Here is a 26,393-nt window from a genome sequence, read left to right as displayed (position 1 = left end):
TGCAGGGGCCTGCGTCAACATCACCTCCGAAAGCGCCGATTCGGCACTGGCATCAAACTTGAACAGACCGGCCCGACCCTTCTCCAGCCAGCGCAAGCACAACATTGAAAGGATGACCACCCATGCGGTCTCTTGCAGGCTCACTTCTCCACTCTCTGACGATCCCGGCTCTCTCCACCCTGCTGCTCGCGGGCTGTACCAGCGCCGGCCCCTCCGCGGCCGACGGCGACGAAAGCGGGGAGGCCACCGACCCCTGCGCCTCGGCCCCCTGCCAGAACGGCGGCGCCTGCGCCGCGACCGAGAGCGGTTACACCTGCACGTGCGCGCCCGGCTGGACGGGGACGAGCTGCGAGACCAGCATCGACGAATGCGCGCCGAGCCCCTGCCAGAACGGCGGCGCCTGCGCCGCGACCGAGAGCGGTTACACCTGCACGTGCGCGCCCGGCTGGACGGGGACGGACTGCGAGACCAACATCGACGAATGCGCGCCGAGCCCCTGCGTCCACGGCACGTGCAACGATCAGGTCGACGGGTACACCTGCACGTGCGCGCCCGACTGGACGGGGGCGAACTGCGAGACGCCCGTCTGCGTCGCCACCACCTGCACCGCTCAGGGAGCGACCTGCGGCTCGATGGCCGATGGCTGCGGCGAGACGCTCGACTGCGGTTCGTGCGGGTCGGGCTTCACCTGCGAGAGCGGCACCTGCCAGCCCACGGGGCCGACGTGCCCGTGTGATGGCATGCCCGGGTGGGGTCCCCCCACCCCCCCCGTCAAGTGCATCAACTACTCGGGTTCCATGGGCCCCGGCAGCATCTACTACTATCTGAAGAGTGAAGACAATGGCCACGAGGGCCCCTTCGTCGAGTTCGCTGTCAATGGCCAGTTCGGCCCGGAGCCCGACCAGTGCGGATACGTGTCGGTGGCCAACACCCTCACCACCATGCCGCTCACCAGCCAAGATCAGGCGGACGCCTGCGTACAGAGCTTCCTGAGCTTCGCCGGCAGCTGCCCCTGAGCTGGGCGACAGCCCAGGGCGGCGTCTGCAGAGGCTCGCGGTTGCCCCGTGACGGCTCCGGCAAGACGGTGAATCAAGGAGCAACCAGGGGCTAGAGCGCCGAGAGTGCCCTACGTCGCGCCAGCGAGGTGGGCTCATCGAGGAGACGACCGCACCGCCCGCGCCGCCGTGGCGGCCAGACGCTCGTTCACTTCCTCAGGGCGGGAGCGCGGCGATGAAGTCGCGGATGCACGCGATCTCGGTGTCGCTGAGCGCCGCGCCGCCGAACGGCATCCGCTCGTTGCACGGCGGGTCCGGCGTGACCTTCGTGTAGATCGTGCTGGCGTCCGGGTCGCCCGGGACGAGCACCGAGCTGCCGTCGCCGCACACGGACGCCTGGCCCCGGAGCGTGTTCTCCCACCCGGCGGCCAGCGAGAGGCCCGCCAGCTTGGAGTTCTCGTCATGGCAGCCGGCGGTGGCGCACTTCATCGCGACCAGGGCCGGCGCTTCGGCGCATCCACTCGACCCCCCGCCCGTCGTGGCGCCGCCGCCGCCGGCCCCCTGGTCGTCGGTGCCGCCGCTGCCCTGGTCGCCCAGGGGGAACTCGTCCTCGTCCAGGGTCCCAGCGCAGCTCAGGAGGAGCGCGCCGCCGGTCAGCAGGGCGGCCGCGGTGAGCGCGGCGCGCCCGTAAAGGGAAGTCATGAACGTCACGTGCTACCTCTCTCTCAATAGACGTAGGCTCCGGCGAGCCGCAGTCCCAGGTATTGGTCGATGGCCCCGCCTGCGATGTACGCGTCGCCCTGCTCGGGCTGGAACGACGAGAAGAACCGGGCGTACTCGACGATCAGGCGCGCCTCGATGCCGGTCGCGACCGGGACCATCACCCCGGCCAGCGCGCCGATGCCCTGCACGCTCGCCCCGGTGAACCGCTCGTAGACCGGGCCTGACGAGAGCGGCAGGATGTACTCGGCGCCCAGCGCCAGCGCGATCGGGCCGACCGGGAAGCGCCCGTCGAGCCCCGCCCGGAACAGGGTGTACGAGACGTTCGGCACCGTCCTGGCGAGGTCCGCCGGCGCGTCGATCTCGAAGGTCAGGAACCGGAGCCCGGCGGAGATCCCGAGCACGGACGCCTCGCCGAGCGACAGCCGCTCCCGGAGCCCCAGGTTGATGCGCTCGTAGGTGGTGCTGATCGGGTCGCCGCTGCCCACCGCCGAGTTGAGGCCGAGCGCCCGCGCATACCCCGCGGTGACCCCGAGGCCCTTGAGCACCGCGATGTCCGTCGACGCGAGCGGGTACAGCTCGCCCGAGACCGACAGCGCGGGCTGTCCGAAGACGCTGTAAGGCGGGAGGTTCCGCGTGCGCGGATCGGAGTAGTCGAACCAGCGGCCGACGAACTCGACGCCGAGCTCGATCGAGAAGAGCGCCGAGCCGGCCTCGTGCGGCTCGCGCTCGCCGCCCTTCCCGCCCTCGTCGGCGTCCCTCTCCTCGCCGCCTTCGACCTTCTCCTCGTCCCCCCCGTTCCCATCCTCGCCTTCGCCTTCCCGGTCGCCCTTCGCCTCGTCCTCCTCGGCAGGCGGCGGCGCGATCTGCGCCAGCGTCGGGCCGAGCAGCTCTTCCAGCGCCCTCTTGCGGTCGTCCCGCGAGCCGCTCAGCGGCACCGCGCTGTCCACGGCGAGGTCGCCGGCGTTCTCGTCGACGTAGACGAGGTGGACCTCTTTCTTCTTCTTCTTGTTGGTCCGCGAGACGCCGTAGATCACCCCTTCTGCCTTCGCAGCCTTGCCTGCCTTGCGGATGCGGTCGATGGCCTTCTTGCGCTGAGCCTTCGACACGAGCGTATCCCCGACGGGCTTGGTCTGGCCGGCGCCTTTCAGCGACTTCGAGAACGCGTCAGGGTCCACGACCCCCAGCGTCTCCGGCACGATGGCGAGGATGTCCTCGCGGATGTCATCCGCCCTCGGGCCTTCGATGCGCACCGCGATCGACTTCGACGCCTTGGGGGCGGCGAGCGCAACGGGCGTGAGCGCGAACGTCGCGGCGGTCACGGCGGAGAGCCCGAGCAGGATCCGCCCGCAGAGGCTCATGGAAAGGAACAGCGTTGTAGTTCTAATGGGTTTGCGCACGGGCCTCTCGCTAGCGGCAGAGACGTCAACCGGGGCTTGCCCGCGCGTCAGCCTACAGGGGACCTGGACGAGCTTACGCAGGCTGTGGAGTGAAGGCGGCCCCTTCGATGCATGGATAAGTTGCTGGCGTAGCGTCGCTTTTCCAGGGGGGTCGTATCGAAAATTTGTCCGTCAACCCAGAGCAGGTCCCGCAGTGTGACGGAACCTGGAGCGCCTGATCCCGGACGGGCCGATGTGATGACACCGTGCACCCGAGGAGGGGCTGACCAGAGCCCGCCGCAACATAGGTCACGCCGCACCCAAAGGTGCCGTCCGGCCGCCTTGCCGGATCTCGGAGAATTCCAGTGGACAATAGATCTCACGACAGCCGAACCGAGGCTTGCCGTGGTCTCCAGTGCATTGAAATTGGCAAAACGCCAAGCACCATCGATCGGCGATCGCTTCCGTGATGACCGACCGAACGGGCTCGGTGCCAAGACCGATCAGATGACGAAGGTCTCGGCGCGCATGACAACCCGCCCGAAGCGAAGCAAAAGGAACCCTGTCGAGGGGAATGTGAACGATCACATGGCCGGTGTCAACGCCAATTGATGGGCCGGCGGGGATATCCCCGAGCCCGAGGGAGGGCAAGGCTGGCGGGGCTCCTCCAGCGCGCCGCGTCAACACTCCGCGCGCGGACGCCGCGGCCGGCCGCCGCTGCGCGCCCATCGGGATCGAGGACAGCCGCGCGTCGGCCGAACCTGGTTGACACCAGGAATGTGAACGTTCACAATACGATTCTCCGGGCTGCGATGACCTGGCTGAGGTTGCTTCTTGCATGACAGGAGACGTCGGATGTCGATGAGCATGAAGCTGATGAGCGCGGTGTTGATGAGCGTCGGCATTGGTTTTGCGGGCGCAGCATGGGCCGCGAACGGGACCGCGGACGTCCCCGGTACTGTCGCCGAGGGGAAGGATTTTGGCTGCGGTGCAAAAGGACAGAAGGCTTGTCCGATGCAGGGCTGGATGAAGACGGTGATGCAGTCGGCGACCACGAGCGGCGACGGCGCGAAGATCGCGTCGGCGCTGGAATACGTGGCGTCGAAGCCGCCGCCCGGGATGCCCAAGTGGGTCGCGATCTCGAAGGATGGCGCGGAAAAGGCCAAGAAGGGCGATATCGACGGCGCCAAGGCGAGCTGCAAGGCCTGCCACGATCTGTACAAGGCGGAGTACAAGGCGAAGCTCCGCGACGCCGCCTTCTGAGGCGCCTCTCTCTGCTATCCCCCTCTCCGCTCCTCGTGATTGTTCTCGGACGCTCGGGTCCACCTTAGGGTAAAACGCGACACACGGCGGTCGCATCGCGTCCTTCCTTCAACATGGTCTTCCAGCCGCGATACTTCCGGTCGGCTGGGACACCGAACACCGGTATGCGACGGTTCAAGCTCCGCGCGACGCCCGCCACGGCGACGGCGGCGTCATCGCGCAGACGCTGCTCTGGCTGTGGCGCGGCGACTCGCGCTGAACCCCGGGAGCGACATCGATTTTGATCACGAACGCCGCCATTGTAACCATCAACGGAGACGCAACTACAAGGAGCTCGATGTTCGGATCGCGCTTGGATTTCCTAGCCTCACCCAGCTTCCTCTAACATTTCATCCTAGCAAGAGCGTTCCATGCCAATCGCAAAACGAATCGGTGTACTACGTTCGCTCATGAGCCGCTCGTTTGGCCTTGCGGCGCCGCTCGCGATCGTCGTGGCCAGCGGGTGCACGGGCGTCTTGGGAGTCGAGGGCGAGACGGCCCCGGCGACCGAGACGCCGCCGGCGGCCGAGTGTGGCGCCACCCCTGCGCTGGCCAAACCGCGCATCTGGCGGTTGACCAACACCCAGCTTGCCAACACCTTGCGCGACGAGTTCGACATCCAGCCGGCAGCGCTCGCGAACTTGCCGAACGAGGCCAGGCTCGACGGCTTCGCCAACCAGGCCTCGGACCTGCGAATCGCGCCGCTCCTCGCCGACGTATATTTCGCCGTCGGTGAAGAGCTCGGGGCGCACGCGCTGCAGAACCCCGACAAGTTCGGGATCGCTTGCGACGTCGACAGCTTGGCTCCTGGCCCTTGCCTGGACGGTTTCGTCACCGAAACGGGGCAAAAGCTCTGGCGCCGCCCGCTCTCGACGACTGAAGTCACCTCCTTCAGCGCGCTCTTCGCCAAGACCGCTGCGCAGGGCGAAGGTCCTGCCGGAGGCGTCAAGAGCGTCGTGGAGGCGCTGTTCATGTCGCCGAACAGCCTGCACCGCACGGAGCTCGGCACGGTGAAGGATACCGGAGCGGTGACGACGCTGACGGACCACGAGATCGCTTCGTCGCTCTCGTACCTGCTCTGGGATAGCGCGCCGGATGCTGAGCTCACCGCGCTCGCAGATCAAGGGGAGCTGCGCGACCGTACAGCGCTCTTGGCCCAGGCCAAGCGCCTCTTCGATGCGCGCGACAAGGCGGCGCCGGCCATGAACCACTTCTTCGAGCAGTGGCTGGAGCTCGAGAATCTCTCGAATTCGGTGAAAGAAGCCAGCGTTTTTCCGATGGTGACGCCCGAGCTGACCGCCGATTTGAAAGAAGAGCTGCGCCTGTTCACGAACAGCGTACTCTTCGACGAGGGAGCGGATCGTCGCTTCGACTCGCTGTTCACGGGCACATACGCGTTCGTGAACGAGCGCACCGCTCCGCTCTACGGTTTGAGCGGGGTGACCGGCGACGCCATGGTGCGTCGCGAGCTCAATCCGGCGGAACGCCGAGGCATCTTCACCTCGCTGCCGTTTCTCTGGGGCCACGCGCACAGCCAAGATACGGGCCTCGTCGGGCGCGGCTCCTACGTCCGCGCAGAGGTCCTGTGCCACCGCGTGCCGCTGCCGCCCGGCGGTATTCCGAATCCCGGCCGTTTTGCCGAGCCGGACGCCACGGGTCGGCAAAGACTCGGCATTCATGCGAGTCCGGGCTGCGCCGTCTGTCACGATCTGTTCGATGGAATCGGGTTTGCGCTCGAGAACTACGATGCTATCGGTCGCTACAGAACGACGGATCACGAGCAGCCGATCGATGCAAGCGGCAGCCTGCCGCTGCCGAGCGAGGAGAATGCGCTTCCCGGAATCGTGTTTTCCAGCTTCGTGGAGCTCGTGGACGAGTTGGCGCAAAAGCCGGATGTCTACGGCTGCTTCGCCCAGCAGTTCGCCGCCTACGCTTCAGGATACGACTTGCCGGAGCTCGACGCCTGTGAGAAGGAGCGCCTCGTGGACGAATTTGCGCGCTCACAGCACGCGATCGATCAATTGGTGCTGAGCGTGATCGCGTCGCCCAGCTTCATCGACCGGAGGAACTAGGAGTTCGCCATGCGCAACGTGAAATTTTCCCGGCGTACGATGCTTCGTGGCCTCGGCTACGGAACGATCTTCTGTTCTGGGCTGGCCGACAACCTCTACGCCCAAACCGTCCCGCGAATCACGCGCGTCGCCATGTTCGGCTACGCAAATGGCTCTCAGTATCAATCGGAGCCGACCGGAGGCGAAAGAAATTTCGTGCTCAAGCCGCACATGGCGCCGCTCGAAGCGGTGCGCGACGACATCCTGGTGTTCAAGAACCTGACGCTCAAACGCGACGGCGGTAACGCGCACCGCTCGGCGTCGTTTTCGGTGTTCGGCCTCGGCGCGCGGACCAGCATCGACCAGGAGTTCGCCAGGTTCCTCAAGGACACGACCCCGCTGGCATCGCTGGAGATCGCGGTCGGTCAGACGTCCGGCGACGGCGGCGTCATCCCCGGACTGTCTCAGGTCGATGGCAGGTTCATCCCCAGCGTGAAAAACCCGCTGGCTGCGTATCAGCGCATCGCCGACCGCATCAGCGGGGGCGGCATGTCCATGAACACGCCGAACGCCGCCGAGCAGGCGCTGCTCCGCCGTCAGAGCGTGCTCGACTTCATCAAGGACGATGTCCGGTCCTTCCGCGGGCGGCTCGGGCCGGAGGAAGCCGCCAAGATGGACTTCTACCTCGAGTCGCTGCGCACGCTCGAACGCGATGTCGGCGGCAGCATCCCCACAGAGAGCTCGTGCAAGCAGATCGGGTCGACGCTGCTCAGCAAGGACACCATGATGAACGACATGCCGGAGCACAGCCGGCTGTATCTCGACATCATGGCGATGGCTTTCGCCTGCAACATCACTCGCGTGGCGACCATGATGTGGGGCGGCGGCGAAAACAACGAAGCCGTCAAGTTCGGTGACATCGATATCTCAGCCTGGCACTCCGTCTCACACGGCGATCCGGACGGCGCTCCTGGACAACAAATCACTCGGCTCCAGGCCTATTTCGCGGGAGAGTTCCGCTATTTCATCGAAAAGCTGAAAGGCCTCTCCGACGGCGAGTTCTCGGTGCTCGACAACACCGCGGCGGTTCTTTGCACCCAGAACGGCAGCAGCCAGTTGGGCTCCGGCCAGAACTTCGCCGAGACCGACCACCCGCCCCAACACGCACCTTTCGTGGTTGCCGGCAGCTGTGGAGGTGCTTGGGCGACCGGGCGCCTGCTCGACGCCGGTGGGCGCAATCACAACGACGTTTATGTCAGCATTGCCCGGGCGATCGGCATGGACGTGACGTCTGTCGGCCGCGCTGACTGGTGTCGAGGTCCGCTCATCACTTAGCTGGCGGCCGATCGCGGCGCGACAACGGCAGTGCCGCGCCGCTCCGCGGGTCCCCAATCCCGTGACCGAGCCCCGCAGGCTGTGGAGTGAAGGCGCGCGCGCCCGTCGGCATCGTAGGCGCGAAATCCACGCTCAGAGCGGGTTCTTCTAGCGCCACACGCGTCCGCAGGTGCTGACACACCGCCCCTCAGCGAGGACGACGACGCCATGGCGCATGGGCGCCAGAGGTCCGGAAGGACGGTCCTTTCGGCGCGCTCCCCCTCCCCTCACCGCCGCGCCGCCCCTACGACGCCGCGCGGCGCGGCGGTCCGCCGCCCACGAGGACGCATGGGACGAACCTTCTCCGAGCTGGACGACGACCTCATCGGCTTCCTCGCCGAGCAGCCCTCTTCTTCGTGGCCTCCGCCCCCTCGGGCAGCGGCGGGCACGTCAACCTGTCGCCGAAGGGGCACGACACCTTCCGCGTCCTCGACCCGCGGACCGTGGCCTACCTCGACCTGACCGGCAGCGGCGCTATCGGCGGGAGAAGAACACGACGAGCATCGACGGCCTGCCGGGCCTGCCGCCGCCGTCGGAAGATGCGTGATCTTGCCGCTGACCCTCTCCTCGCCAGGCCTCGTCCCTGCCGAGCTTCCCACGGGCGAAGGTTCGCCATTTCCTTCTACGGAACATGGTGTCAAGGTGCATCCGGGTCCCCCTGACGCCTCGCGGGTGAGGCGCCTGGAGAGACGACGAGAGGAGAGGAAATGAGCGGCGGGCTGTTTTCGAATGACGCGATCGCGACCGCACCGGGCTGCGCCGCCGCGGCCATCGCTTGGCGCTATCGGGGCCGTATCCATGCGACGATCGTGGTCAAGGCGACATTTTGCCTCGTGCCCGACGGCACCATGCGGCGGGTCGAGCCCGAGCGCATCGTCGAGCACGACGTCCCGCATCACGACGACCCGAGCAGCAGCACCCGAATCACCCGCGATCTGGCACCTCATCTGACCAAGGTCGATGTCGTCCTGACAGGACACGCCTACTCACCCACCGAAGCGCCTGCGCAGTCGGTGCAGGTGGGCTTGGCCGTGGCCGACGAGGGGCGCACGCTCCTGCAGAAGTCGCTCGTGGTCCGCCACACCGCGGCATTCCAGCGGATTCCGCTCGTGTACGAGCGGGCGTTCGGCGGGGCGGGGTATTTCGACAACCCGGTCGGTCTGGGGGCGCTCCCCGGTGACGGGCAGCCCAACCTCGTCGCGCCGGCCGAGCCGCGCAGACCCGCGTGTCTCGGCCCGATCGGCGGGACATGGCCCTCCCGGCGCAAGCTCCTCGGCGCGTGCCAGAGGACGAGCATCGAAGCTCCGTTCGCGGACATCCCCGATGATTTTGCGTGGGAATACTTCCAGGCCGCGCCGCCTGATCAGCGGCTCGACCGCCTGCGCGGCGGTGAGTGGATCGTGCTCCACGGGGTGCGCCCCGGCGTGCCGCGCCTCGCCACGAGGGTGCCCCGCGCGCGCGGCCTCGCGAGCGTCTCCGGATTGACCGAACACGGCATCTCGGATGGGACGCTCGTGCTCACCGCGGACACGCTCCGTATCGACGCCGATCAGGAGCGGTGCACGCTCGTGTGGCGCGGGCAACTCGCGCTGCCCAGCCGCCTGGCGCTCGCGTCCCTGCGGGCGGTCGCGTCCGTGGAGGTCGAGGGAGAGCCGCTGTCATGGCCCGAGAGCTCGACGCCGGCTGCGAAGGCGCAGCCGGCGCCGCTCCCCGCGGTCTCCGGCACGTCGGAGGCCGGGGCCACCGCCGGCGCTGCGCGGCACGGCGGTGCGCCTTCGAAGGCGCGCCTGCTCCACACCGTGCCGCTGGAGGATGAACCCGAGGGGGCGCCGCGCCCGAAGGCCGCCACGCTGCCGTTCCGTCCGGACCTGCCGCCGGCGCTTCCACCGGCGCCGGCGCCTCTGCCTCGGCGCCGAGGACGCGAAGACGTCCTCCTCACGCAACCTTTCCCCTCCGCCACGGGGATGGGGTCGCAGGTGCCGGAGCGCGACGCGCTGCCATTCGTGGTGAATCGTCCGTCGGACGGCGCGCCGCACCCCGTTCGCGGCGCATCTCCCGCCGAGATCGAAGGACCAGCGCACCGCGCGCCTGCCGTCGAGCGCGACGGCGCTGCTTCGCCGGCCACGGAGCCTCCGCCGCCGGATAGCCCGCTGCGAGCGGCGCCGGGGCCCGACGCGTCGCCGGCGGGCTCGGCGGTGCCCCCGAGCCCCGCGGCGCCGCGGGCCGCCGGGACCGCGCCCAGGAGGTTTTACGCGGCGGAGCCGGCGGACCTCTCCGAGGGTGAGCCTCCGCCGCCGGCGCCGCAGCCACCGCCGCGAGCGCCGGAGGCTCCCGTTCGTTCGGTGGACGTGAAGCGCGTGCTCTATGGCCGCTTCACCCGGTGACGGCCATCGCGGCGGAACATCGGGCGAGAATGGCCGTATCGCTTGACGTGATCGGCATTCCGCGGTTTCTTGATATCCATGTCGGCCAAGCACCCGCTCACCATCCGCCTGGAATCCGCGGCGTTCCGCTGCGATCACGTGCGGGTCCGCGCGCTCCGCGGCCGTGAGGCCATCTCGCAGCTCTTCTCGTTCCAGCTCTCGATCGTGTGCCTCGATCCCGAGGGGCTGCCGAGGGACGAGGTCGTGGGCGCCGAGGTGACGATCGTCATGGAGCGGGACGGCGTCGTGCTCAGGCGTGTTCACGGCATGATCGCCGAGCTCGTGGACCGCCTGGAGGTCGAGGCGGAGCACCGGAGCTACGATCTGCTCCTCGTCCCGCGCGCATGGCGCCTCACGCTGGTCGAGACGCAGGAGATCTTGATGGATCTCACCATCCCACAGATGATCCAGCAGAAGATCGAGCTCGTGGGCATCGCGTCGGATTTCCAGCAGCGGCTCCTCGAGGCCTATCCGCCGCGCGAGTTCGTCGTGCAGTACAGGGAGAGCGACCTCGCGTTCATCTCGCGCCTCGCGGAGCACCTCGGGATCAGCTTCTTCTTCGAGCACGGCGAGGAGCGCGAGGTGCTGGTGCTCACCGATCACATGGAGGGGTTCGGCGCCGTGGGCGACGGCGGCGACGTGCCTTTCCGGCCCAGGGGCGAGCAGCGCGACGTCTTCTCGCTGGAAGTGAAGACACGCCTCATCCCGGCCGGGTACGTCGTACAGGACTACAACTATCGACATCCACGCATCGACCTGACGGCGCACCACGAGCTCCCCGCGGCATACGCAGGAGGCGTCGTGGAGTACGGCACGCACTTCAAGACGCCGGAAGAAGGGGAGTTCTTCGCCCGGGTCCGCGCCGAAGAGCGCCAGTCCACGCGCGATGTCTATGTAGGGGAGAGCGACATCCCCGCCTTCGGCGCGGGCCTGCGGTTCACGCTGGAGGGACACCGCCACGTGGAGGAGAGCGGCCTCCTGCTCGTCGAGGTCGAGCACGAGGCGAACCAGGTCGTGGGGGCGCACGGCGGCGTCGAGGGCGCGCCTTCCTACAGGAACTCGTTTCGCGCGATCCCCGCGAGCCGCGCGTACAGGCCGCCCAGGATCACGCCGAGGCCGCGGATCCACGGGCTGCTCAGCGGGGTCGTGGAGTCGAACGCCGTGGGGCGGCGCGCGCGGATCGATCCGAAGGGCAGGTACACCGTCCAGTTCCATTTCGACACCGCGGCGGGCGGCGGCGCCAAGGCGTCGCGGCCGGTGCGCATGGCGCAGCCGCACGCAGGACCGGGCTACGGCATGCATTTCCCTGTCAAGCCGGGGACGGAGGTGCTGCTCGGGTTCATCGACGGCGATCCTGACAGGCCGATCATCGTCGGGGCCATCCCCAACGAGTCGGCGCCGTCCCCGGTCACGGCCTCGAACGCGCACGTCAATCAGATCAGGACCGTCTCGGGCATCGTCGTCGAGCTCGACGACTACGTCTGAGCACGACGCGGAGCCCAGCGGTCCAGATCGTCGGGAAGAGCGACGACCACCGCTGGAGGTCCGGGATCAAACCCCGAAGAGATGGGTCTTTCCACAGAGGACCGCGCCCGTCCGGTCCAATTCAAGCCTGTGCGTTTTGTTGTATTTCACCACGGCCTTCTCTTCCGCGAAGTACACCCCGTTGTGACGGTCCTTGTACAGAGCGGCATGGTCCTGGTCGATGCGCAGCTTGCCGCCGTCCCTGAACTCGAGCTGCGTTCTCTGCTCGGAGAGCTCCAGGCTGGACACGCCGCCGCTGGCAGTGACGCGATTGGCGTCGAGCGTGATGCCTTCGGGACCAATGGTGATCTTGTTGTCGCCCGTGCCGAGCTCGATGTTGCCCTGGGCGTCCATCGTGATGAAGCCAGCGCCGATCCGGATCTCGAGCGACTGCGCCACCAGCTTGATCTCGCTCGTTTCCGGCTTCTCCGCTGAAGCCACGTCGCTGCCGATCTTGATCGCCTTCCCCTTGAGCTTGATCGTGCCACCGGCCTTGTGCTTGTTGGTCGACGCCTCGATCGACACCTCTTTCGCGGAGTGCACGTTCACCGACTCGCTACCGAACACCTTCACGGAGCCCGTCGCGGCCGTGATGGCGACGTCGTCACCCGCCCAGATCGTCGCGTCGACCACTCCGAACATCGTTGGGAAGAGGGAGACCAGGGCGAGCCCCCCCACGCCGTAGACAGCGGTGTACGCAGGGCTGAAGATCGAGATGCCGCCCGCCCCGAACATCGTGATGCCCGGGACCTTGCCGGCGGCGCCCGCCCCACCGACGAACGGGGCGGTCGAGGCGATGCCCGCGGCGACGAGCTCGATGCACTGCTTGTAGGGCGGCGTCGATTTGCGATCGTCCAGGTAGCTTCTGATCGCGTCGTACGCGAGCTTGGTGGCGACGACCACGTCGACCGCGGCGAAGAACTTGGTCCAGTTGTCGATCTTGTCCGTGTCGGGCGCGCTCTCGTCGAACGAATCCCCGTTCTCCCGCCCGACCTTGACGCCGGCGCTGATGACGACACCGCGCTTTCCCGCGACGTACGTCGCGCCGTTCGAGCTGAGGATCGCCTTCCCGTCCGATCCTTGTTGGTGCAGCTGCGCGAAGCCGTCTCCGTCGATGCCGCCGTCGGCCTGGAGGAAGACGTCAGTGCCCGCTTGCGCGAAGATACGGCCGGTGCGCGCGCTGAGGTAGATGTTCGAGTCGGCGTCGAGGCCGCAGCCGTCGACGTTCGAGAAGGTGCCCGCCGGGCTGCTGGTGACGCCGGCCCCGAGGAAGAGGCGCGCGTGGTCGAACGGCACCTCGACCTTGAAGCGTTGTGCGGCCACGAGGTTGACGTCGTCCGGCTCCTCCGGGACGATCCCGTTTCCCGAGAGCGATGCGGTGAGCGCGTCGGAGAGACGAATCGTGGCCTGGGCGGCGCCGACGTCGTCCGGCACGTAGGTGACCGCGATCAGCGTCGGCACCGCCGTGCTCCGCACCGTCGAGGGCGAGAGCGTGAACGTGCCCCCGACCACGGAGATCAGCTCGAGGTTCACATCGCTGCCGGTCGCGTTCGTGACGAAGAGCGAGTCCACGCGGGTCTGCCCGACCGGCACGTCGCCAAAGGCGATCGCGCTGGGATCGATCGTGAGGCTCGGGATGGTCGTGCCGGACAGCGAGCAGCGCCCGAGCTCGCCCGACAGGCCCGTCGCCGTCAAGGTCGCCCTGTGCGTGCCTTCGGCCGCCGACTGATACTGCAGGAACAGCTCGGCCACCTGCCCTGCGTCGACCGTCGTCGGGCCGCTCGCGATGCTGAACTCGGCGGCGCTGGCATCGATCGCGAGGTTTGCCGCCTCGCTCGTGCCGTTTCGCACCACGACCACCTGCACGGCGGCCTCCCCCGCGGGCACGGGACCGAAGCCCAGCGCGTCAGGGGAGAAGGTCAGCGCGCTCGAGCTGCTGGTGGAGGGGACATCCGGCTGGGTCGACGTCATGGGTGCGACCATTATGCCGGAGAGACGACCGTTCCCATACCCCCCAAGCTCAGCATTCTGCTATGCCGCCTGCCATGAGCAGCCCCGAGGAAGCCGAACGCGCGCTCAAGGCGATGCAGGAGGCCATGAAGATGCAGGAGGCCATGAAGGCGGGCGGGACCGCGACCCCTGCCGAGCCGGGCGCGATGCCGATCGACTGGTCGACCGAGGCGACTCCCGCCGCGGCGAACGGCGTGCAGGTCCTGCACTCGCCGCGCCAGTTCGCCGTCGTGTTCACCGAGCACGCGCCGTTCCCGGGCCGCAACGCGCTCGATGGGCGCGCCGGAGCGGAGCGCGCGCGTGTGGTCTCCTCGCTGCGGCTCGACCCCGAGACGTATTTCCAGGCCCTCTGCGTGATGGCGTCGAACTGGAACCGCTTCGTGGAGGCGCATATCCCGCCGCAGATGCGACGGCCGCGCTTCAAGCTGCTCGACGCCGGCGACGGGCAGCTCTACGGGATCAAGCGTCCCAAGGAAGAAGACGACGGCGCGTGACGCGGAGGAGGGCACTTTTCCCCCTGGGCGCCCGGCGTCTCCGGTAGGATGGCGCGTGCGCCGGGCCGGCGCCGAGGAGCCTCGATGGCCGCAGCCACCGTCGTCACGAACCGCGCTCATCTGATGGAGCTCTGCGCTCAGGGCAGGGCGCGGGGTGTGCGCGTCGAGGCGCTGGACCTCGCCGGCGTCGATCTGCGCGAGATGGACCTCCAGCGAACGCAGTGGGTGAGCGTGTCGCTCGCGGGGGCCAAGCTCGCCGGGTCGCGGCTCACCGGCGCGCAGTTCTCGGGGGTCGAGCTCGCCGGGGCCGACTTCACCGGCGCCGACCTGGCCGATGGCCGGCTCCTCGGCGCAAACCTCACACAGGCGATCTTCGTGGACGCCAACCTGGAGGGAGCCGATCTGACCGGGGCCGATCTGCGCGAGACGCGCTTCCTCCGCACGGACCTCTCGGACGTCACGCTCGCGGGCGCGTCGCTCGCCGGTCTCGATCTCACGACGTGCCGTGTGGGGAGCTCCGCGCTCGGCGCGGCCGATCTCCGGGGAGCACGCTTCTTTCTGGCGGACTTCACCGGCGCGGACCTCACGACGTGCAAGCTGGACGAGCGTACCGAGCTCCGTCAGTGCCTGCTGGAACGCGTCGAGGGCACGGGCGTGAGCTTTCATGGCGCGAGCCTCGAGGATGCCAATCTGTCCGACGCCAGGCTCGAGGGCGCCGATCTGCGCGGGGTCAAGGCGGCCCAGAGCTGCTTCGCGCGGGCCGATCTGCGGCGAGCCAAGCTCATGGGCCTCCAGGGCAAGCGCGCGGACTTCACCGAAGCGAGGCTCGAAGGGGCCGATCTATCGCAGGCCCTCCTCGAGGACGCCGAGCTCGTCCGCGTCATGGCGCCGGGGGTGCAGCTCCGAAGCGCAAAGCTGGGTCAAGCCAGGCTCGGCAAGGCCGATCTGCGGGGCGCCTCGCTGGAGGGCGCCTCGCTTTCGTGGGCAGACCTGTCCCACGCGGACCTGAGCCACGCCACGCTGGACCATGCCATTCTCGATTTCGCGAACACGCATCGCGCGAACATGAGCCAGGCGCGGCTATCGGGCGCGAGCAGAAATGGCCTTCGCGGGACCGATCCAGACCGAGCGGCGGCGGAAGATTTCTCTACCAACGGGTGACGTCATGAAGACAGGACATGGGGCAGCGCAGCGAGGAGGAGTGTCCGTCCAGCCCGTGGTCGAGGCGCTCGTGCTGGGCGTGGAGGAGGGGCGCGTCCGCCTGCGCGGCGTTTCGCGCTCGGAGACCGAGTGGACGGCCCGCATCGCGGTGCCGGGTTATCGCCCCACGACGGGCGATCGCGTGCTCGTTCAGGAGGCGGACTCGGGCACCGTCTACGTGACGGGCGTCGTGCACGCCGCGCAGCCATCCCAGCTCGTGGCGCCTTCCGGGGCCAGGGCGACCGTCGAGGGGCAGGTGCTCGCGCTCTTCGATCCCCGAGGCGCGCTGGTCGCGAGCCTGGATGGTGCCACGGGCGAGCTGAGGATCTCCGCGACATCCGATCTCGAGCTCTCGGCGCCGGCCGGCCGCGTGATCCTCTCGGCCGGCGTGGATGGGAGCAAGCTCGAGCTGACGCAGGATTCGATCGCGCTGGCGAGCGAGAAGGCGCGTGTCTCCGCGGGAGCGCTCGCTGTCGATGCCGTCAAGGCGGACTGGGCGGTGGGCCAGTGGGAGCTGCGCGCCGGCCGCGTCATCGAGCGCGCCATGGATGTGTTCCACGACGTGGAAGGGCTCCTCGAGACGCGCGCCGGACGCCTTCGCACGCTGGTGTCGAGCACCCTCGAGCTGCTCGGGCGCCGGACGACGATCACGTCGGAGAAAGACACGCGCATCGACGGCGAGCGCGTGCTGCTCGGCTAGCGGCAGGAAAAGCAGGGGTGAGCGCGATGATGCCAGCGGGATCGAAGGGTGGAGGCACGTGCATGGGCATGCCCGACGTGTGCAAGGTTCCGGCGCCGCCGGCCCCGCCCATCCCGATACCGTTTCCCAACATGGCCATGGTGAGCAACGCCACGGCGACCTCGACGAAGGTGATGATCGAGAACAAGCACGCTGTCGTCGAGATGTCCGAGATACCGGCCAGCACCGGCGATCAGGCGGGGACCGCGGGGGGCGTCGTCTCCGGGACGGTGGCGCAGAAGGTGGTGTTCAAGCGCGGAAGCTCGAAGGTCAAGTTCGAGGGCAAGGGCGCCGTGTACCTCACGGCGCAGACGGCGCATAACGGCGCCAACGCCAACATGCCGGCGGGGCTCCACGACACTCCCAGCCAGGCCAAGGTCCTGGTCGCGCCCTGAGCCATGCTCGATCTGCCGGTTCGCCGCAGGGAGACGGTGCCCGTCATCACCGATGGATCCATCGCCGCGGCCGTCCGCCCGTGGCAGCTCCAGCCGCCGCAGGACGCGCTCGTCGTGGTGGTCAAGAGCTCGATGATGATCGTCCCGGAGGGGATGGCCGAGCCGCTCCCGCCGGGCGATCAGGAGCCCCCGACCGGGGACGTGTACTTCGACGAGGATCCACGAGGGACCCTCAGGTACGCGTCCGACCATGCGCCTTTCAAGCCGAGCGCCGATATCTTGATGGTGGGGCACGCGTACGCGCAGCCGCAGCGATCCGGCGTCACCAACGTGCAGCTCGCCTTCGGCCAGGCGTTGCGGCTCTCGCTGGCGGCGATCGGCGATCGGAGGTGGCAGACGAGCGGGCCGTCGGCGCCGAGCCCGTTCGATCGCATCCCGCTCCGCTACGAGCGGGCCTTCGGCGGGCCGGGGTACGAGGAGAATCCCGTGGGCAGGGGTGTCATCCAGGGGGTCGCCGGACCCTGGCTGCCGAACCTGGAGCGAGCGGACAAGCTGCTTCGCGGCGAGCTGGATCGCCCGGCCCCCGTGTGCTTCGCGCCGGTCCCCGCCACCTGGGCGCTCCGGGCCTCGCGGCTGGGCACGTACGACAGCGCGTGGCTCAAGGAGCGATGGCCGTATTTCCCGCGAGATTTCGACTGGAGGTACTTCAACGTGGCGCCGCCCGAGCAGCAGATCGCCTATCCGCGCGGCGACGAGGACTTCTATCTGGCGGGCGTGCACCCCAGGCTCTCGGTCATCAACGGCAAGCTCCCTGGCCTCGCGCCTCGGGCCTTCGCGCAGCAGTCCCGCGAGGCAGGCGGAAAGCTCAGGGAGATCCCGTTGAACCTGGACACGGTGTGGTTCGACGCGGACGCGCTGAAGGTCTGTCTTGTGTGGCGCGGCATCCTCCATGTCACGCGTGAGGACGCGCCCGAGATAGCGCTGCTCTATGCGTGCATGGATGACGTTCATGCCAAGACGGCGATCGAGACCGTACAGCAGCGATTCCTTGCCCGGATCGAGGGCGAGACGGCTCCTCGGGTCTCGAACGCGCCGGGCCCCGAGGCCCCGCCGCCCGTCGGCAGCGCCGAGGACGGGTTCCTGGCGGGGCCGGTAAAGCTACCGCCCGCGATGCCGAGGGACGAGGCAGCGGCGCTCGTGGCGTCCGGGGCCGTCCTGTCGGGCGTGAGCTTCTTTCATTGCGACCTCACCGACATGGACTTTCGCGGCAAGGACCTCACGGGCGCGCGTTTCAGCGGTGCCAAGCTCGAGGGGGCGCTCTTCGACAGCGCGGTCCTCGCGGATGCTGATCTCGACCGCGTCTCGGCGGCGCGCGCGAGCTTCAAGGGCGCGAACCTCTCCGGAGCGAACCTCTCCGGAGCGGACCTGACGAATGCGATCTTCTCTGGCGCGACGCTCACCGATGCGACGCTCGCCGATGCCAGCGCTTCCGGGGCAGCGTTCGACGGCGCGGAGCTCGCGCGAGCCAACCTGGCCGACGCGACGCTGAACGGCGCCGCCTTCGACGGGGCCAGCGCCGCCGGCGCGACGTTCTCGGGCGCGGCGCTGCGCCTCGCCTCGTTTCGGCGCGCGGTCCTCGACGACGCGCAGATGTATGATTGTTCGGCCGAGGAGTCGACCTTCGACGACGCGTCCATGGTGCGGTTCAGGGCGGATGACGCGAAGCTGTCGAAGGGCTCGTTTCAGCGCGTCAGGGCGTCCGGATGCTCGTTTCAGGCCGCCGAGCTCCGGTCGGCAAACTTCACGGAAGCGGATCTGAGCGCAGGGATCTTCTCGTACAGCGAGCTCGATGATGCCGTGCTCCATCGGGTGACGGCCAAGGGCGCTCGTTTCCGGCATGCCAGGATGTTCCGGGCGCATGCGGTCAAGGCGAACCTCATGGAGGCCGATTTCGAGGGCGCCGATCTGAGCCATGCCGATCTTCGTGGCGCGAACCTCTACTCGGCCGAGACGTGGAGGGCCACCTTGGATCAGACGCGCCTGGATCAGGCGCTCTTGGCAGGCTCGAAGCTCGCCAGGAGCTAGGCGGAGGGCGGGCACCTTCGCCTTCGGAGCCTCATCAGGAGACGCGTGATCTCAGAGCCCGCGGGTCTCGCCGACGTCGAGGATCCAGAGGCGCTCCATGTCGCCGCGGCCCTTCAGGAAGGCCTCGCGCGCGCGGACCGGCGGCTCGCCGATCGGCTCGTCGGTGAGCTTGTACGTGCCCCAGTGCATCGCGACGAAGGTGCGCGCGCCGAGCAGCTCGGCGGCCTGCACGGCCTCTTCCGGGCCCATGTGCTGCGGCTCCATGAACCAGCGCGGGGCGTAGGCGCCGATGGGCAACATGGCCCAGTCGACGGAGCCGCCGCTGCGCTCGCCGATCTCGGCGAAGCCGTCGAAGAAGCCGGTGTCGCCCGAGTGGTACGCGGCGCCCTCGGGGCCGCGGATCACGAAGCCGCCCCAGAGCGCCTCGTTCCTGTCCCAGGGCATGCGCATCGACCAGTGCCGCGCGGGCACGAGCGTGATCTCGACCTGGCCGACGCGGACGGACTGCCACCACGCGAGCTCGTCGATCGCGCCCGCGCCCAGCTTCGCGAGGAGCGCGCCGTTGCCCTGCGGCACCACGAAGCGGGGCCGGAGCGGCGCGCTCTTCTTGCCGAGCTTGCCCGGGCGCACGGCGTGCGCCGCGAGGAGGCGCGACAGCGTGGGCGTGTCGAGGTGATCGCGGTGGTTGTGCGTGATCAGCACCAGATCGATCTCGGTGAGGTCCTCGAGCGGGATGCCCGCCGGGGCGAGCCGCTTCGTGGTGCCGAGGCCCGTCCGCCGTGAGCCGAGCTCGCACCACGGCCCATCCTCTCCCTGATCGCACGCCTCCGCACACAGCTTCCGGGCCCGCGCCTCTCGCTCTTCCTTCTTGCAACTGGCCAGCGAAGGTGGCCTCCTGGATCACGGGGACGAATCGCCTGGTTGATGCTGGTTGAACACCACGAGAGGAGCACTCCATGCAGCCTCGAACGACAGCGAGCGAAGCGCTCGACGCCCCGAGTCGCCCGCCCGGCGCGCCGCCCATCGACATGGCGCTGAACCACGGCACCTACTGCTCCGAGCGGTGCGCGGACGTCCTGCGGCGCCACGCCGGCAACACCTCCCTGCGGAGCTACCCGGCCGGGGACAACGGAGATCTCCGGCGCGCGCTCGCCGCCGACGCGGGCGTCAGGCCGGAGAACGTGCTGGTCGCCAACGGGAGCGGCCCGCTGCTCAAGACCTGCATCCCGTTCCTGATCGAGCGCGAGATCAGGCGTTCGGCGACGCGGACCCTGCGCTTCTTGCTGAAGCGCACGGCGTATCCCCTCATCACCACGCGGCTCACCTACTCCAAGGTGCCTGCGTCCGGCGTCCGCGTGGGGCTGCGATGCGAGCTGCTCCCGCTCCATCCGGAGAACGGCTTCGCGCTCGACGTGGGGAGGCTCGAGTCGCGCCTCTCGCGGCAGGACGGCCTGGTTTACCTCTGCAACCCCAACAACCCCACGGGCAACGTCCTCATCACGCGGCAGGAGCTCGGTCCGCTGCTCACCCGGTTCCCGGACTCGCTCTTCTTCATCGACGAAGCGTACGTGCACTACCTCGAGGAGAGCCCGAACACCCGGATGGCAGACCTGGTGCTGCGCCATCCCAACCTGATGGTCCTCCGTAGCTTCTCCTTCGCCTACGGGCTCGCGTCGGTGCGCGTTGGGTACGCCATGGGGGACGCGAAGGTGGTGGCGCAGATGGAGGCCAAGATGACGCCGCACCGCGTAGGGCAGCTGGCCGCGGAGCTCGCGATGGCGTCGCTCCAGGACGGCGGACACCTCGGGTTCGTCCGGCATCAGACAGCGAGGGAGCGAGCCAGGTTGATGGCGGCCATCGGAGCGCATCGCGCGCTGGAGGCCTATCCGTCACAGACCAATTTCATCCTGTGCCGCGCCCGCGGCGCGTGGTCCGGGGCGAAGATCCACGACGCGCTGCTCGCCAGAGGCGTGAAGGTGAAGGCCTTCGAGCCGTTCGGCGACGAGCGGTACGACGACTACTTCCGCGTGACCGTCGGCCTCCCGGCGGAGAACACCTTTTTCATCGAGCAGCTCGACGCCCTGATGAGCCCGCGCCGCAGGGAGGCGCCCTCCAGGACGGCGGCGCCGGCGGTCCGCCAGGTCGAGCTCTCGGAGCTTGCTTAGCCGGCGCACGCTCGTTCTGGTCCAGCGGCGGACCACGGACAGCGTGACGGCCCGAGCGGGGCTGATCTACAAGGGCCCCTGGGAGCGCGGCGCTCAGGCGACAGCCCCCTGGCGCTCCAGCGCCCACGCCGCGGCGAGCGCGAGCGCCCGGGCGTTCTCGGGGATGCTCTCCAGGAAGCTCTGGCGCAACGCCGGCCTGCCGATCTTCGCGGCGCGCTCGAGGAGCCGCGAGCGCGCCGCCTCGATGACCTGCGCGGCGCGCTCGCGCTCGCCGGCGGCGCGCAGGGCCTCGGCGTAGGTCAGGCGGATCAGCGACTCTCCCTCCTCGGCCATCCCCGCGTCCTCGATGAGGCGGAACGCCTCCTGCGCGTGGAGGAGCGCCTCGGCCGCGCCCTCGGGCCCCCCTCCCATCCGGGCGCGCGCGAGGATGGCCAGCGCCACCGCGCGCAGGAGCGGCGCCACGTCGAGCAGCGCCGCCGCCGCGCCGGCCTCGCGCGCGGCGGCCTCACCGTCGCCCGAGAGCAGCGCCGCCCGGGCGAGGTACGCCCGCGAGAGCCCCTCCATGCGCCGGTTGCCCTGCCGGCGCGACGCGTCGATGGCCTGCTCGAGCAGCGCGCGGGCCTCATCGATCTGGCCCGCCTGGAGGAGGGTGTGCCCCAGGTTCTGCCGCGCGGTCGCGAGCACCTCGTGCAGGTCCATCCGTGTCGCCTGGACGACGGCCGCGCGCAGCAGCTGCTCGGCGCGCTCGAGCGCGCCGAGCTCGGTGAGCATGAAGCCCATGTTCAGCTGGACGGCGCAGGCCTGCCGGCGGTCGCCGGCGCGCTCGAACGCCCCGACCGCCACCTCCAGGGCGTCCACCGCGGCGGCGTGATCGCCCGCGAGCGCGGCGCGGAACCCGACGGTCTGGTGCAGCCCCCCGGCCGCCTCGTCGTCGACCGCCGGAGGATCCCCCGCGAGGCGCAGGCTCTGCTCGAGCAGCGCGTCGGCGGTCGCGTGCTGGTTGGCGAGCATGAGCTCCGCCGCGCCCCCGGAGAGGCAGAGCACCACCGCGCTCAGCGCCCCCTCGGCGGGCGCCGTCGCCGCGAGCCGCGCGGCCCACGCCCCGGCGCGATCGACGGCGCCCTGCTTGCCGGCGCCGATCAGCGCCGCGGTGAGCGCGCGGTACCATGCGCCCGAGCCCGGCTCGAGCAGCGCGACCGCCTCCGTCGCGCGCGCCTCGGTGGCCGACAGCTCGCCGCGCCACAGGTGCGCCTCGGCCTGGACGAGGCGCAGCGCGCCGAGCTCCCGCCCGCCGGCCCCGGAGGCCGCGCCCCGCTCCGCGCGCGCGAGCGCGGCCGCGAGGTCGTTGCCGCGGAGCGCCTCCTCCGCCGCGGCGCAGAGCCACCGCACGGCCCGCTCGGGTTCGCCGCCGCGCTCGCAGTGCCCGGCCAGGACCAGCGCGTCCCGCTCCCCGGCGTGCTCCAGCCACTCGGAGGTGAGCCTGTGCCCGAGCCGCCGATCCGCCTCGGTGAGCATCGTGTACGCCGCGTCGCGCACGAGCCCGTGCCGGAACACGTACTCCACCTCGCCCGGGAACCGGGACGCGGGCCGCCGCGCGATCCACTCCTGCTGCTCCAGCGCGAGCAGGCAGCCCGCGAGCGCGGCGTCGTCCCGATCCACCCCGAGCAGCCGGGCGACCGCGCCCCACCAGAACACCTCGCCCAGCAAGCTCCCGGCGCGCAGCGCCCGGCGCGCCTCCAGATCGAGCCCCTCGAGCCGCGCCTGCACCATGGCGAGCGCGGTCTCAGGCGCCTCGCCCGCGTCGCGGCCCTCGGCCCCCTCGGCGCCCTCCGCCGCCACGCGCAGCATCTCCTCCAGCAGGAACGGGTGCCCCGCCGCGCGCCGGACGAGCCCCTCCACCTGCTCCGCGGGCGCCTGCTCCCCGAGCACCGCGCGCACCAGCCGCTCGCAGGCGAGGGCCGGCAGCGCCCCGAGCCGCATCGCGGTCGCGCCCCGCTCGGCCCACAGCCCCGGGAACACCTCGTCCACGTCGGGCCGCCCGAGCCCCAGCACCAGGAGCGGCCTCGACCGGAGCTGCCCGAGCGCCGCGTCCACGAGCTGCACGGTCGGCAGATCGCCCCAGTGCAGGTCCTCGAGCAAAAGGAGCACCGGCCCCGCGCGGCACTCCGCCTCCAGGAAGGTGAGCCAGGCGCGCCGCACCTGGTCGGCCATGAGCATCGGGTTCTGCCGCGCGGCGCGCAGCTCGCGCCGATCCGCGTCCGGGAACGGCGCGCCGATCACCTCGCCCAGGAACTCCGTCACCCGCGCCTGCTCCGCGGCGTCCACCGATCGCGCGACGCGCGCGGCGAGCTTCTCCCGCGCGAGCTCCCGGGGCTCGCCCTCCGCGATCTGGGCCGCGCGCCGCACCACCTGGGCGAGCAGCCCGAGCGGCGCCCCGGCCCGCACCGCGTCGCCCTGCGCCGTCCAGATCTGGGGCGGCGCCTCGCGGCCGCGCATCCTGCGCGCGAGCTCGATGCGCAGCCGCGACTTGCCCACGCCGGCCGCCCCGATCACGAGCGCCGCCTGGGCGCACGGCTCCGAGGCGCACTGGTCGACGAGGAGCTCGAGCCAGCGCAGCTCGCTGCTCCGCCCCACGAACGGCGTCGGCTTGCCGAGCAGCGCGCGCGCCTCCTCCAGCGGCTCCTGCTCGCCGAGCAGCGCCGCCCCGCGCTCGCCGTGCGCCACATCGAAGCGCGGGCCGAGGAGGGACGCGGTCATCGCGTCGATCGCGATCGGCCGGAGCGCCTCCTCTGCGCCCCGCTCCGCGGCCGTGAGGTTCGCGACGGCGCGGTCGATCACGGGCCCGAGCGGCTGGGTCCCGTCCACGACCTCCCAGCCCGTCGCGAGCGCCACGTCGGAGGCCTGGACCAGCGCCTTGAGCGAGAGGGCGCACCGGGCCGCGCTCGCCGCGAGATCCGTCGGCGCCTCGGCCCCCGTGAGCAGGGCCGCGATCGACCCGTCCCGGAGCAGCTCCACGCGCGCGCCGTGCAGATCGGCGGTCCTCCGGATCTCTCGCAGGAGGGCGAGCGGCCAGCGGCGCTGATGGGTCAGGCCGCGCGCCGGCGCCGTGCTCGCCTCGCTGGCCACGGCCTGCGCCGGCTGCGGCGGGCGCGCCGGCTCGGCCCGGCGCGCCGCCAGCACCACGCTGACCAGCCGCCGCTCGGCCGTCGTGAGCCCGACCGACGGCGAAAGGGGCGCCGCGCTCGCCTCGCGGATCTCCGGCGCGCGCAGCTCCGCCGCGACCGCGAGCGCGTCCCCGGGCCGCAGCCGCCGATCCTTGCCCAGGAGGCGCGAGAGCAGCGCGTCGAGCGCCGGGGGCGCGCCGGGCCACGGCTCGCGGAGGCGGGGCGCCTGCTCGAAGAGCACCTTGGTGAGCAGCGCGACGACGTGCACCCCCGCGAACGGCGGCCGCCCGGTGAGGCACTCGAACAGCACGCACCCGAGCGCGTACAGGTCGGCGCGCGCGTCGATGTCGGGCTCGCCGCGGACCTGCTCCGGCGCCATGTAGGCGGGCGTCCCCACGGGGGCGTCGGGGTGGGTCAGGGTGTACGTGACGTCGGGGGCCCGCGCGATCCCGAAGTCGAGGATCTTCACCGCCGCGACGTCGCCGCCCGGCAGGAAGAGGTTCGCCGGCTTGACGTCCCGGTGGACCACCCCGCGCAGGTGCACGGCGCCGAGCGCCTCCGCGGCGCGCGCGGCGAGCGCGAGGCTCTCGTCGAGGCCCAGCGGCCCGCGCCGGAGCCGCGCCGCGAGATCCTCGCCGTCGAGCCACTCCATGGCCAGGTACTGCCGGCCCTCGGCGGTGACGCCGTGGGCGACGTGCCGCGCGATGGCGGGGTGGTGGAGCCCCGCGAGGACCCGCGCCTCCCGGCGGAACCGCTCGGTCTGCTCGGCCTGCTCGGTTTCCGCGTGCAGCCCCACCTTGAGGGCGACCGGCTCCCCGGTCTCGCGGTCGACGGCCCGATAGACCGCGCCCATTCCCCCGGATCCTGCGACGCGATCGAGCTCGAAGCGACCTGCGAACAGGTCCCCGGGGCGCATGCGCCGAGTATCGGGCACGCACGCCGCGCGTGCCAGGGCGGAGCGCGCGGGCAGGACCGACGCAGCGTCCTCTGCCTCCTTGCCTGGAATCTTCCTGCCTTCGAGCACGCCGACACGGGCAGCCTCGGCGCCGCCGAGGCCGCCTTTCGCCGACGACTCCCACCTCGGCTACCTGGCTCCGTCCGGCTCGTGTTTCTCCCGGGGGGCCTTGCGGGATCCATGACAATGGCCAGCTGCGCCGCGCCGGATGACGAAGCGTATCGACGTCGATGGGGGGAGAGCGCACGTGAGCCACACGCTGTCGCGCATCACGGTGCTGCTCCGTGAGCGAAGCGAGGAGATCATAGGCCAGTGGATAGCGCGCCTGCGGAGTGAACCGAAGATCCCACGGACCCGCGCGCTCACCGATGAGGACTTGAGAGATTACACGCCGAAGCTCCTCGACGACCTCATCGACTCGCTCGCGCAGAGCGCGCAGCCGGGGGGGCCGGACGGAGCCAGCGGCCCGGAGATCGGCAGCTCGGAGGCCGCCAAGGTGCACGTCTCGCACCGCATCGCCGAGGGCTACTCCCTCGCGGAGGAGCTACGCGAGCTCGGCGTCCTTCGCGCCGTGATCGTGGACCTGTGCGCGCAGGAGGGGGTGGTGCTCGGCGGCGAGGAGGCCCAGCTCGTGCACTCGGCGCTCGACGAGGTGATGATCACCGCAGCCGTCGAGTACGAGCGCGCGAGCTCGGCCGATCTCCGCCGTGACGTCGCGCTCCACGAGCTGTTCATCGCGGTCCTCGGGCATGACCTGCGCAACCCGCTCTCGGCCATCCGGTTCGCCACCGCCGCCCTGCTCAAGCGCGAGGACGTCACGACCGCCGTGGCGAGGCTCGCCCAGCGGATCGCCGCGAGCAACGAGAGGGCGGTGCGGATGGTCGAGGAGCTGCTCGACCTGACGCGCATCCGCTCCCACCGGGGTCTTCCGGTCGAGCCGGAGCCCGTCGACCTCCGCGCGATCTGCCAGCGCGTGGTCGAGGAGCTCGAGCTCGCCCACCCGGAGCACACCATCCGCTTCACGGCCCACGGCGACGGGCGGGGCAAGTGGGATCCGGGCCGGATGGAACAGCTCCTGTCGAACCTGATCGGCAACGCCGTCGACTACAGCCCGCCGGAGGAGCCGGTGCACGTGGAGCTGCGCGGGCACAAGAATGGCGTCGTGATCGAGGTGACGAACCGCGGGACCCCGATCGCGCCCGAGCAGCTGCCCGTCCTCTTCGATCCGTTTCGCCGGGGCGAGCAGAGCCAGCGGGTCGTACAACGCTCGAAGGGACTCGGGCTCGGCCTCTTCATCGTCAAATCGATCGTCGACGCGCACGGAGGCTCCATCCAGGCCACGAGCACGCTGGAGGAGGGCACCACGTTCCGCGTCAAGCTCCCCCGTTCGTCGTAGCGCGGTCGCCTTCGCCGACACA

At 70.1% G+C, this 26,393-nt stretch carries 19 protein-coding genes and 1 pseudogene; 15 read left to right on the top strand and 5 right to left on the bottom strand.

From position 1 onward, the window contains the following. The first annotated feature begins 122 nt into the window (after window positions 1–122). Window positions 123–1,016 (top strand): calcium-binding EGF-like domain-containing protein, encoded by an 894-nt coding sequence (locus WMF44_RS12265; RefSeq protein WP_437299313.1) that lies wholly within the window; start codon window positions 123–125, stop codon window positions 1,014–1,016. Between the two features lie 195 nt (window positions 1,017–1,211). On the opposite strand, the gene WMF44_RS12260 is transcribed toward WMF44_RS12265, so the two are convergent. Further along, entirely contained in the window at window positions 1,212–1,706 is a 495-nt protein-coding gene (locus tag WMF44_RS12260) for a hypothetical protein (RefSeq protein WP_437299312.1), read from the bottom strand. A 14-nt stretch (window positions 1,707–1,720) separates the two neighbouring features. Continuing rightward, complete coding sequence (locus WMF44_RS12255; RefSeq protein WP_437299311.1) at window positions 1,721–3,076, bottom strand: hypothetical protein; 1,356 nt, start codon at window positions 3,074–3,076, stop codon at window positions 1,721–1,723. 423 nt (window positions 3,077–3,499) lie between these two features. Between WMF44_RS12255 and WMF44_RS12250 the strand changes: the two genes are divergently transcribed. From WMF44_RS12250 to WMF44_RS12220, 7 genes and pseudogenes are all read left to right on the top strand, one after another. After that, window positions 3,500–3,706, top strand: a complete 207-nt coding sequence (locus WMF44_RS12250) for a hypothetical protein (protein ID WP_437299310.1) — start codon at window positions 3,500–3,502, stop codon at window positions 3,704–3,706. A 243-nt stretch (window positions 3,707–3,949) separates the two neighbouring features. Further along, entirely contained in the window at window positions 3,950–4,357 is a 408-nt protein-coding gene (locus tag WMF44_RS12245; protein WP_437299309.1) for a hypothetical protein, read from the top strand. 449 nt (window positions 4,358–4,806) lie between these two features. Further along, window positions 4,807–6,468: a DUF1592 domain-containing protein gene (locus WMF44_RS12240; protein ID WP_437299308.1), complete on the top strand. Its 1,662-nt coding sequence runs from the start codon at window positions 4,807–4,809 to the stop codon at window positions 6,466–6,468. A gap of 9 nt (window positions 6,469–6,477) precedes the next feature. Continuing rightward, window positions 6,478–7,782, top strand: coding sequence for a DUF1552 domain-containing protein (locus WMF44_RS12235; protein WP_437299307.1), 1,305 nt, complete (start codon window positions 6,478–6,480; stop codon window positions 7,780–7,782). 327 nt (window positions 7,783–8,109) lie between these two features. Then, window positions 8,110–8,294: pseudogene (locus tag WMF44_RS12230) on the top strand (pyridoxamine 5'-phosphate oxidase family protein); the annotation flags it as partial. A gap of 234 nt (window positions 8,295–8,528) precedes the next feature. Next, window positions 8,529–10,205, top strand: a complete 1,677-nt coding sequence (locus WMF44_RS12225; protein WP_437299306.1) for a DUF2169 domain-containing protein — start codon at window positions 8,529–8,531, stop codon at window positions 10,203–10,205. Between the two features lie 78 nt (window positions 10,206–10,283). Next, window positions 10,284–11,729, top strand: a complete 1,446-nt coding sequence (locus WMF44_RS12220) for a type VI secretion system Vgr family protein (protein ID WP_437299305.1) — start codon at window positions 10,284–10,286, stop codon at window positions 11,727–11,729. Window positions 11,730–11,795: 66 nt separating this feature from the next. On the opposite strand, the gene WMF44_RS12215 is transcribed toward WMF44_RS12220, so the two are convergent. Then, entirely contained in the window at window positions 11,796–13,739 is a 1,944-nt protein-coding gene (locus WMF44_RS12215) for a choice-of-anchor D domain-containing protein (RefSeq protein WP_437299304.1), read from the bottom strand. 74 nt (window positions 13,740–13,813) lie between these two features. Here WMF44_RS12215 and WMF44_RS12210 point away from each other — a divergent pair, with 74 nt between their 5' ends. The 5 genes from WMF44_RS12210 (at window position 13,814) to WMF44_RS12190 (ending at window position 18,691) form a co-directional block, all read left to right on the top strand. Beyond that, entirely contained in the window at window positions 13,814–14,272 is a 459-nt protein-coding gene (locus tag WMF44_RS12210; protein ID WP_437299303.1) for a hypothetical protein, read from the top strand. Between the two features lie 84 nt (window positions 14,273–14,356). Next, window positions 14,357–15,433, top strand: coding sequence for a pentapeptide repeat-containing protein (locus tag WMF44_RS12205; protein WP_437299302.1), 1,077 nt, complete (start codon window positions 14,357–14,359; stop codon window positions 15,431–15,433). Window positions 15,434–15,437: 4 nt separating this feature from the next. Beyond that, window positions 15,438–16,172: a DUF3540 domain-containing protein gene (locus WMF44_RS12200; protein WP_437299301.1), complete on the top strand. Its 735-nt coding sequence runs from the start codon at window positions 15,438–15,440 to the stop codon at window positions 16,170–16,172. Between the two features lie 62 nt (window positions 16,173–16,234). Further along, a complete protein-coding gene (locus tag WMF44_RS12195) occupies window positions 16,235–16,606 on the top strand; it encodes a PAAR-like domain-containing protein (protein ID WP_437299300.1) in 372 nt (123 codons plus the stop codon). Between the two features lie 3 nt (window positions 16,607–16,609). Beyond that, window positions 16,610–18,691 carry a DUF2169 family type VI secretion system accessory protein gene (locus WMF44_RS12190; protein WP_437299299.1) on the top strand — a complete coding sequence of 694 codons (2,082 nt, stop codon included), beginning with the start codon at window positions 16,610–16,612 and terminating at the stop codon, window positions 18,689–18,691. Between the two features lie 51 nt (window positions 18,692–18,742). On the opposite strand, the gene WMF44_RS12185 is transcribed toward WMF44_RS12190, so the two are convergent. Then, window positions 18,743–19,528 carry an MBL fold metallo-hydrolase gene (locus tag WMF44_RS12185; RefSeq protein ID WP_437301555.1) on the bottom strand — a complete coding sequence of 262 codons (786 nt, stop codon included), beginning with the start codon at window positions 19,526–19,528 and terminating at the stop codon, window positions 18,743–18,745. Between the two features lie 119 nt (window positions 19,529–19,647). Here WMF44_RS12185 and WMF44_RS12180 point away from each other — a divergent pair, with 119 nt between their 5' ends. Then, window positions 19,648–20,856 (top strand): pyridoxal phosphate-dependent aminotransferase, encoded by a 1,209-nt coding sequence (locus tag WMF44_RS12180; RefSeq protein WP_437299298.1) that lies wholly within the window; start codon window positions 19,648–19,650, stop codon window positions 20,854–20,856. 93 nt (window positions 20,857–20,949) lie between these two features. On the opposite strand, the gene WMF44_RS12175 is transcribed toward WMF44_RS12180, so the two are convergent. Beyond that, window positions 20,950–24,936 carry a serine/threonine-protein kinase gene (locus WMF44_RS12175; RefSeq protein WP_437299297.1) on the bottom strand — a complete coding sequence of 1,329 codons (3,987 nt, stop codon included), beginning with the start codon at window positions 24,934–24,936 and terminating at the stop codon, window positions 20,950–20,952. Window positions 24,937–25,183: 247 nt separating this feature from the next. Between WMF44_RS12175 and WMF44_RS12170 the strand changes: the two genes are divergently transcribed. Next, complete coding sequence (locus WMF44_RS12170) at window positions 25,184–26,371, top strand: ATP-binding protein (protein ID WP_437299296.1); 1,188 nt, start codon at window positions 25,184–25,186, stop codon at window positions 26,369–26,371. Window positions 26,372–26,393 lie beyond the last annotated feature (22 nt).

This window comes from Sorangium sp. So ce426 (assembly GCF_051475585.1).
Taxonomy (GTDB): Bacteria; Myxococcota_A; Polyangia; order Polyangiales; family Polyangiaceae; genus Sorangium; species Sorangium cellulosum_B.
This window is presented reverse-complemented; position numbering and strand designations above follow the sequence as displayed.

Coding starts and splice junctions, on each gene's coding strand:
- WMF44_RS12240 (WP_437299308.1), top strand. CDS start 4,807: ATGAGCCGCTCGTTTGGCCTTGCGGCGCCGCTCGCGATCGTCGTGGCC.
- WMF44_RS12205 (WP_437299302.1), top strand. CDS start 14,357: ATGGCCGCAGCCACCGTCGTCACGAACCGCGCTCATCTGATGGAGCTC.
- WMF44_RS12220 (WP_437299305.1), top strand. CDS start 10,284: ATGTCGGCCAAGCACCCGCTCACCATCCGCCTGGAATCCGCGGCGTTC.
- WMF44_RS12225 (WP_437299306.1), top strand. CDS start 8,529: ATGAGCGGCGGGCTGTTTTCGAATGACGCGATCGCGACCGCACCGGGC.
- WMF44_RS12170 (WP_437299296.1), top strand. CDS start 25,184: ATGACGAAGCGTATCGACGTCGATGGGGGGAGAGCGCACGTGAGCCAC.
- WMF44_RS12245 (WP_437299309.1), top strand. CDS start 3,950: ATGTCGATGAGCATGAAGCTGATGAGCGCGGTGTTGATGAGCGTCGGC.
- WMF44_RS12215 (WP_437299304.1), bottom strand. CDS start 13,739: ATGACGTCGACCCAGCCGGATGTCCCCTCCACCAGCAGCTCGAGCGCG.
- WMF44_RS12235 (WP_437299307.1), top strand. CDS start 6,478: ATGCGCAACGTGAAATTTTCCCGGCGTACGATGCTTCGTGGCCTCGGC.
- WMF44_RS12255 (WP_437299311.1), bottom strand. CDS start 3,076: ATGAGCCTCTGCGGGCGGATCCTGCTCGGGCTCTCCGCCGTGACCGCC.
- WMF44_RS12195 (WP_437299300.1), top strand. CDS start 16,235: ATGGGCATGCCCGACGTGTGCAAGGTTCCGGCGCCGCCGGCCCCGCCC.
- WMF44_RS12265 (WP_437299313.1), top strand. CDS start 123: ATGCGGTCTCTTGCAGGCTCACTTCTCCACTCTCTGACGATCCCGGCT.
- WMF44_RS12190 (WP_437299299.1), top strand. CDS start 16,610: ATGCTCGATCTGCCGGTTCGCCGCAGGGAGACGGTGCCCGTCATCACC.
- WMF44_RS12175 (WP_437299297.1), bottom strand. CDS start 24,936: ATGCGCCCCGGGGACCTGTTCGCAGGTCGCTTCGAGCTCGATCGCGTC.
- WMF44_RS12180 (WP_437299298.1), top strand. CDS start 19,648: ATGCAGCCTCGAACGACAGCGAGCGAAGCGCTCGACGCCCCGAGTCGC.
- WMF44_RS12200 (WP_437299301.1), top strand. CDS start 15,438: ATGAAGACAGGACATGGGGCAGCGCAGCGAGGAGGAGTGTCCGTCCAG.
- WMF44_RS12210 (WP_437299303.1), top strand. CDS start 13,814: ATGAGCAGCCCCGAGGAAGCCGAACGCGCGCTCAAGGCGATGCAGGAG.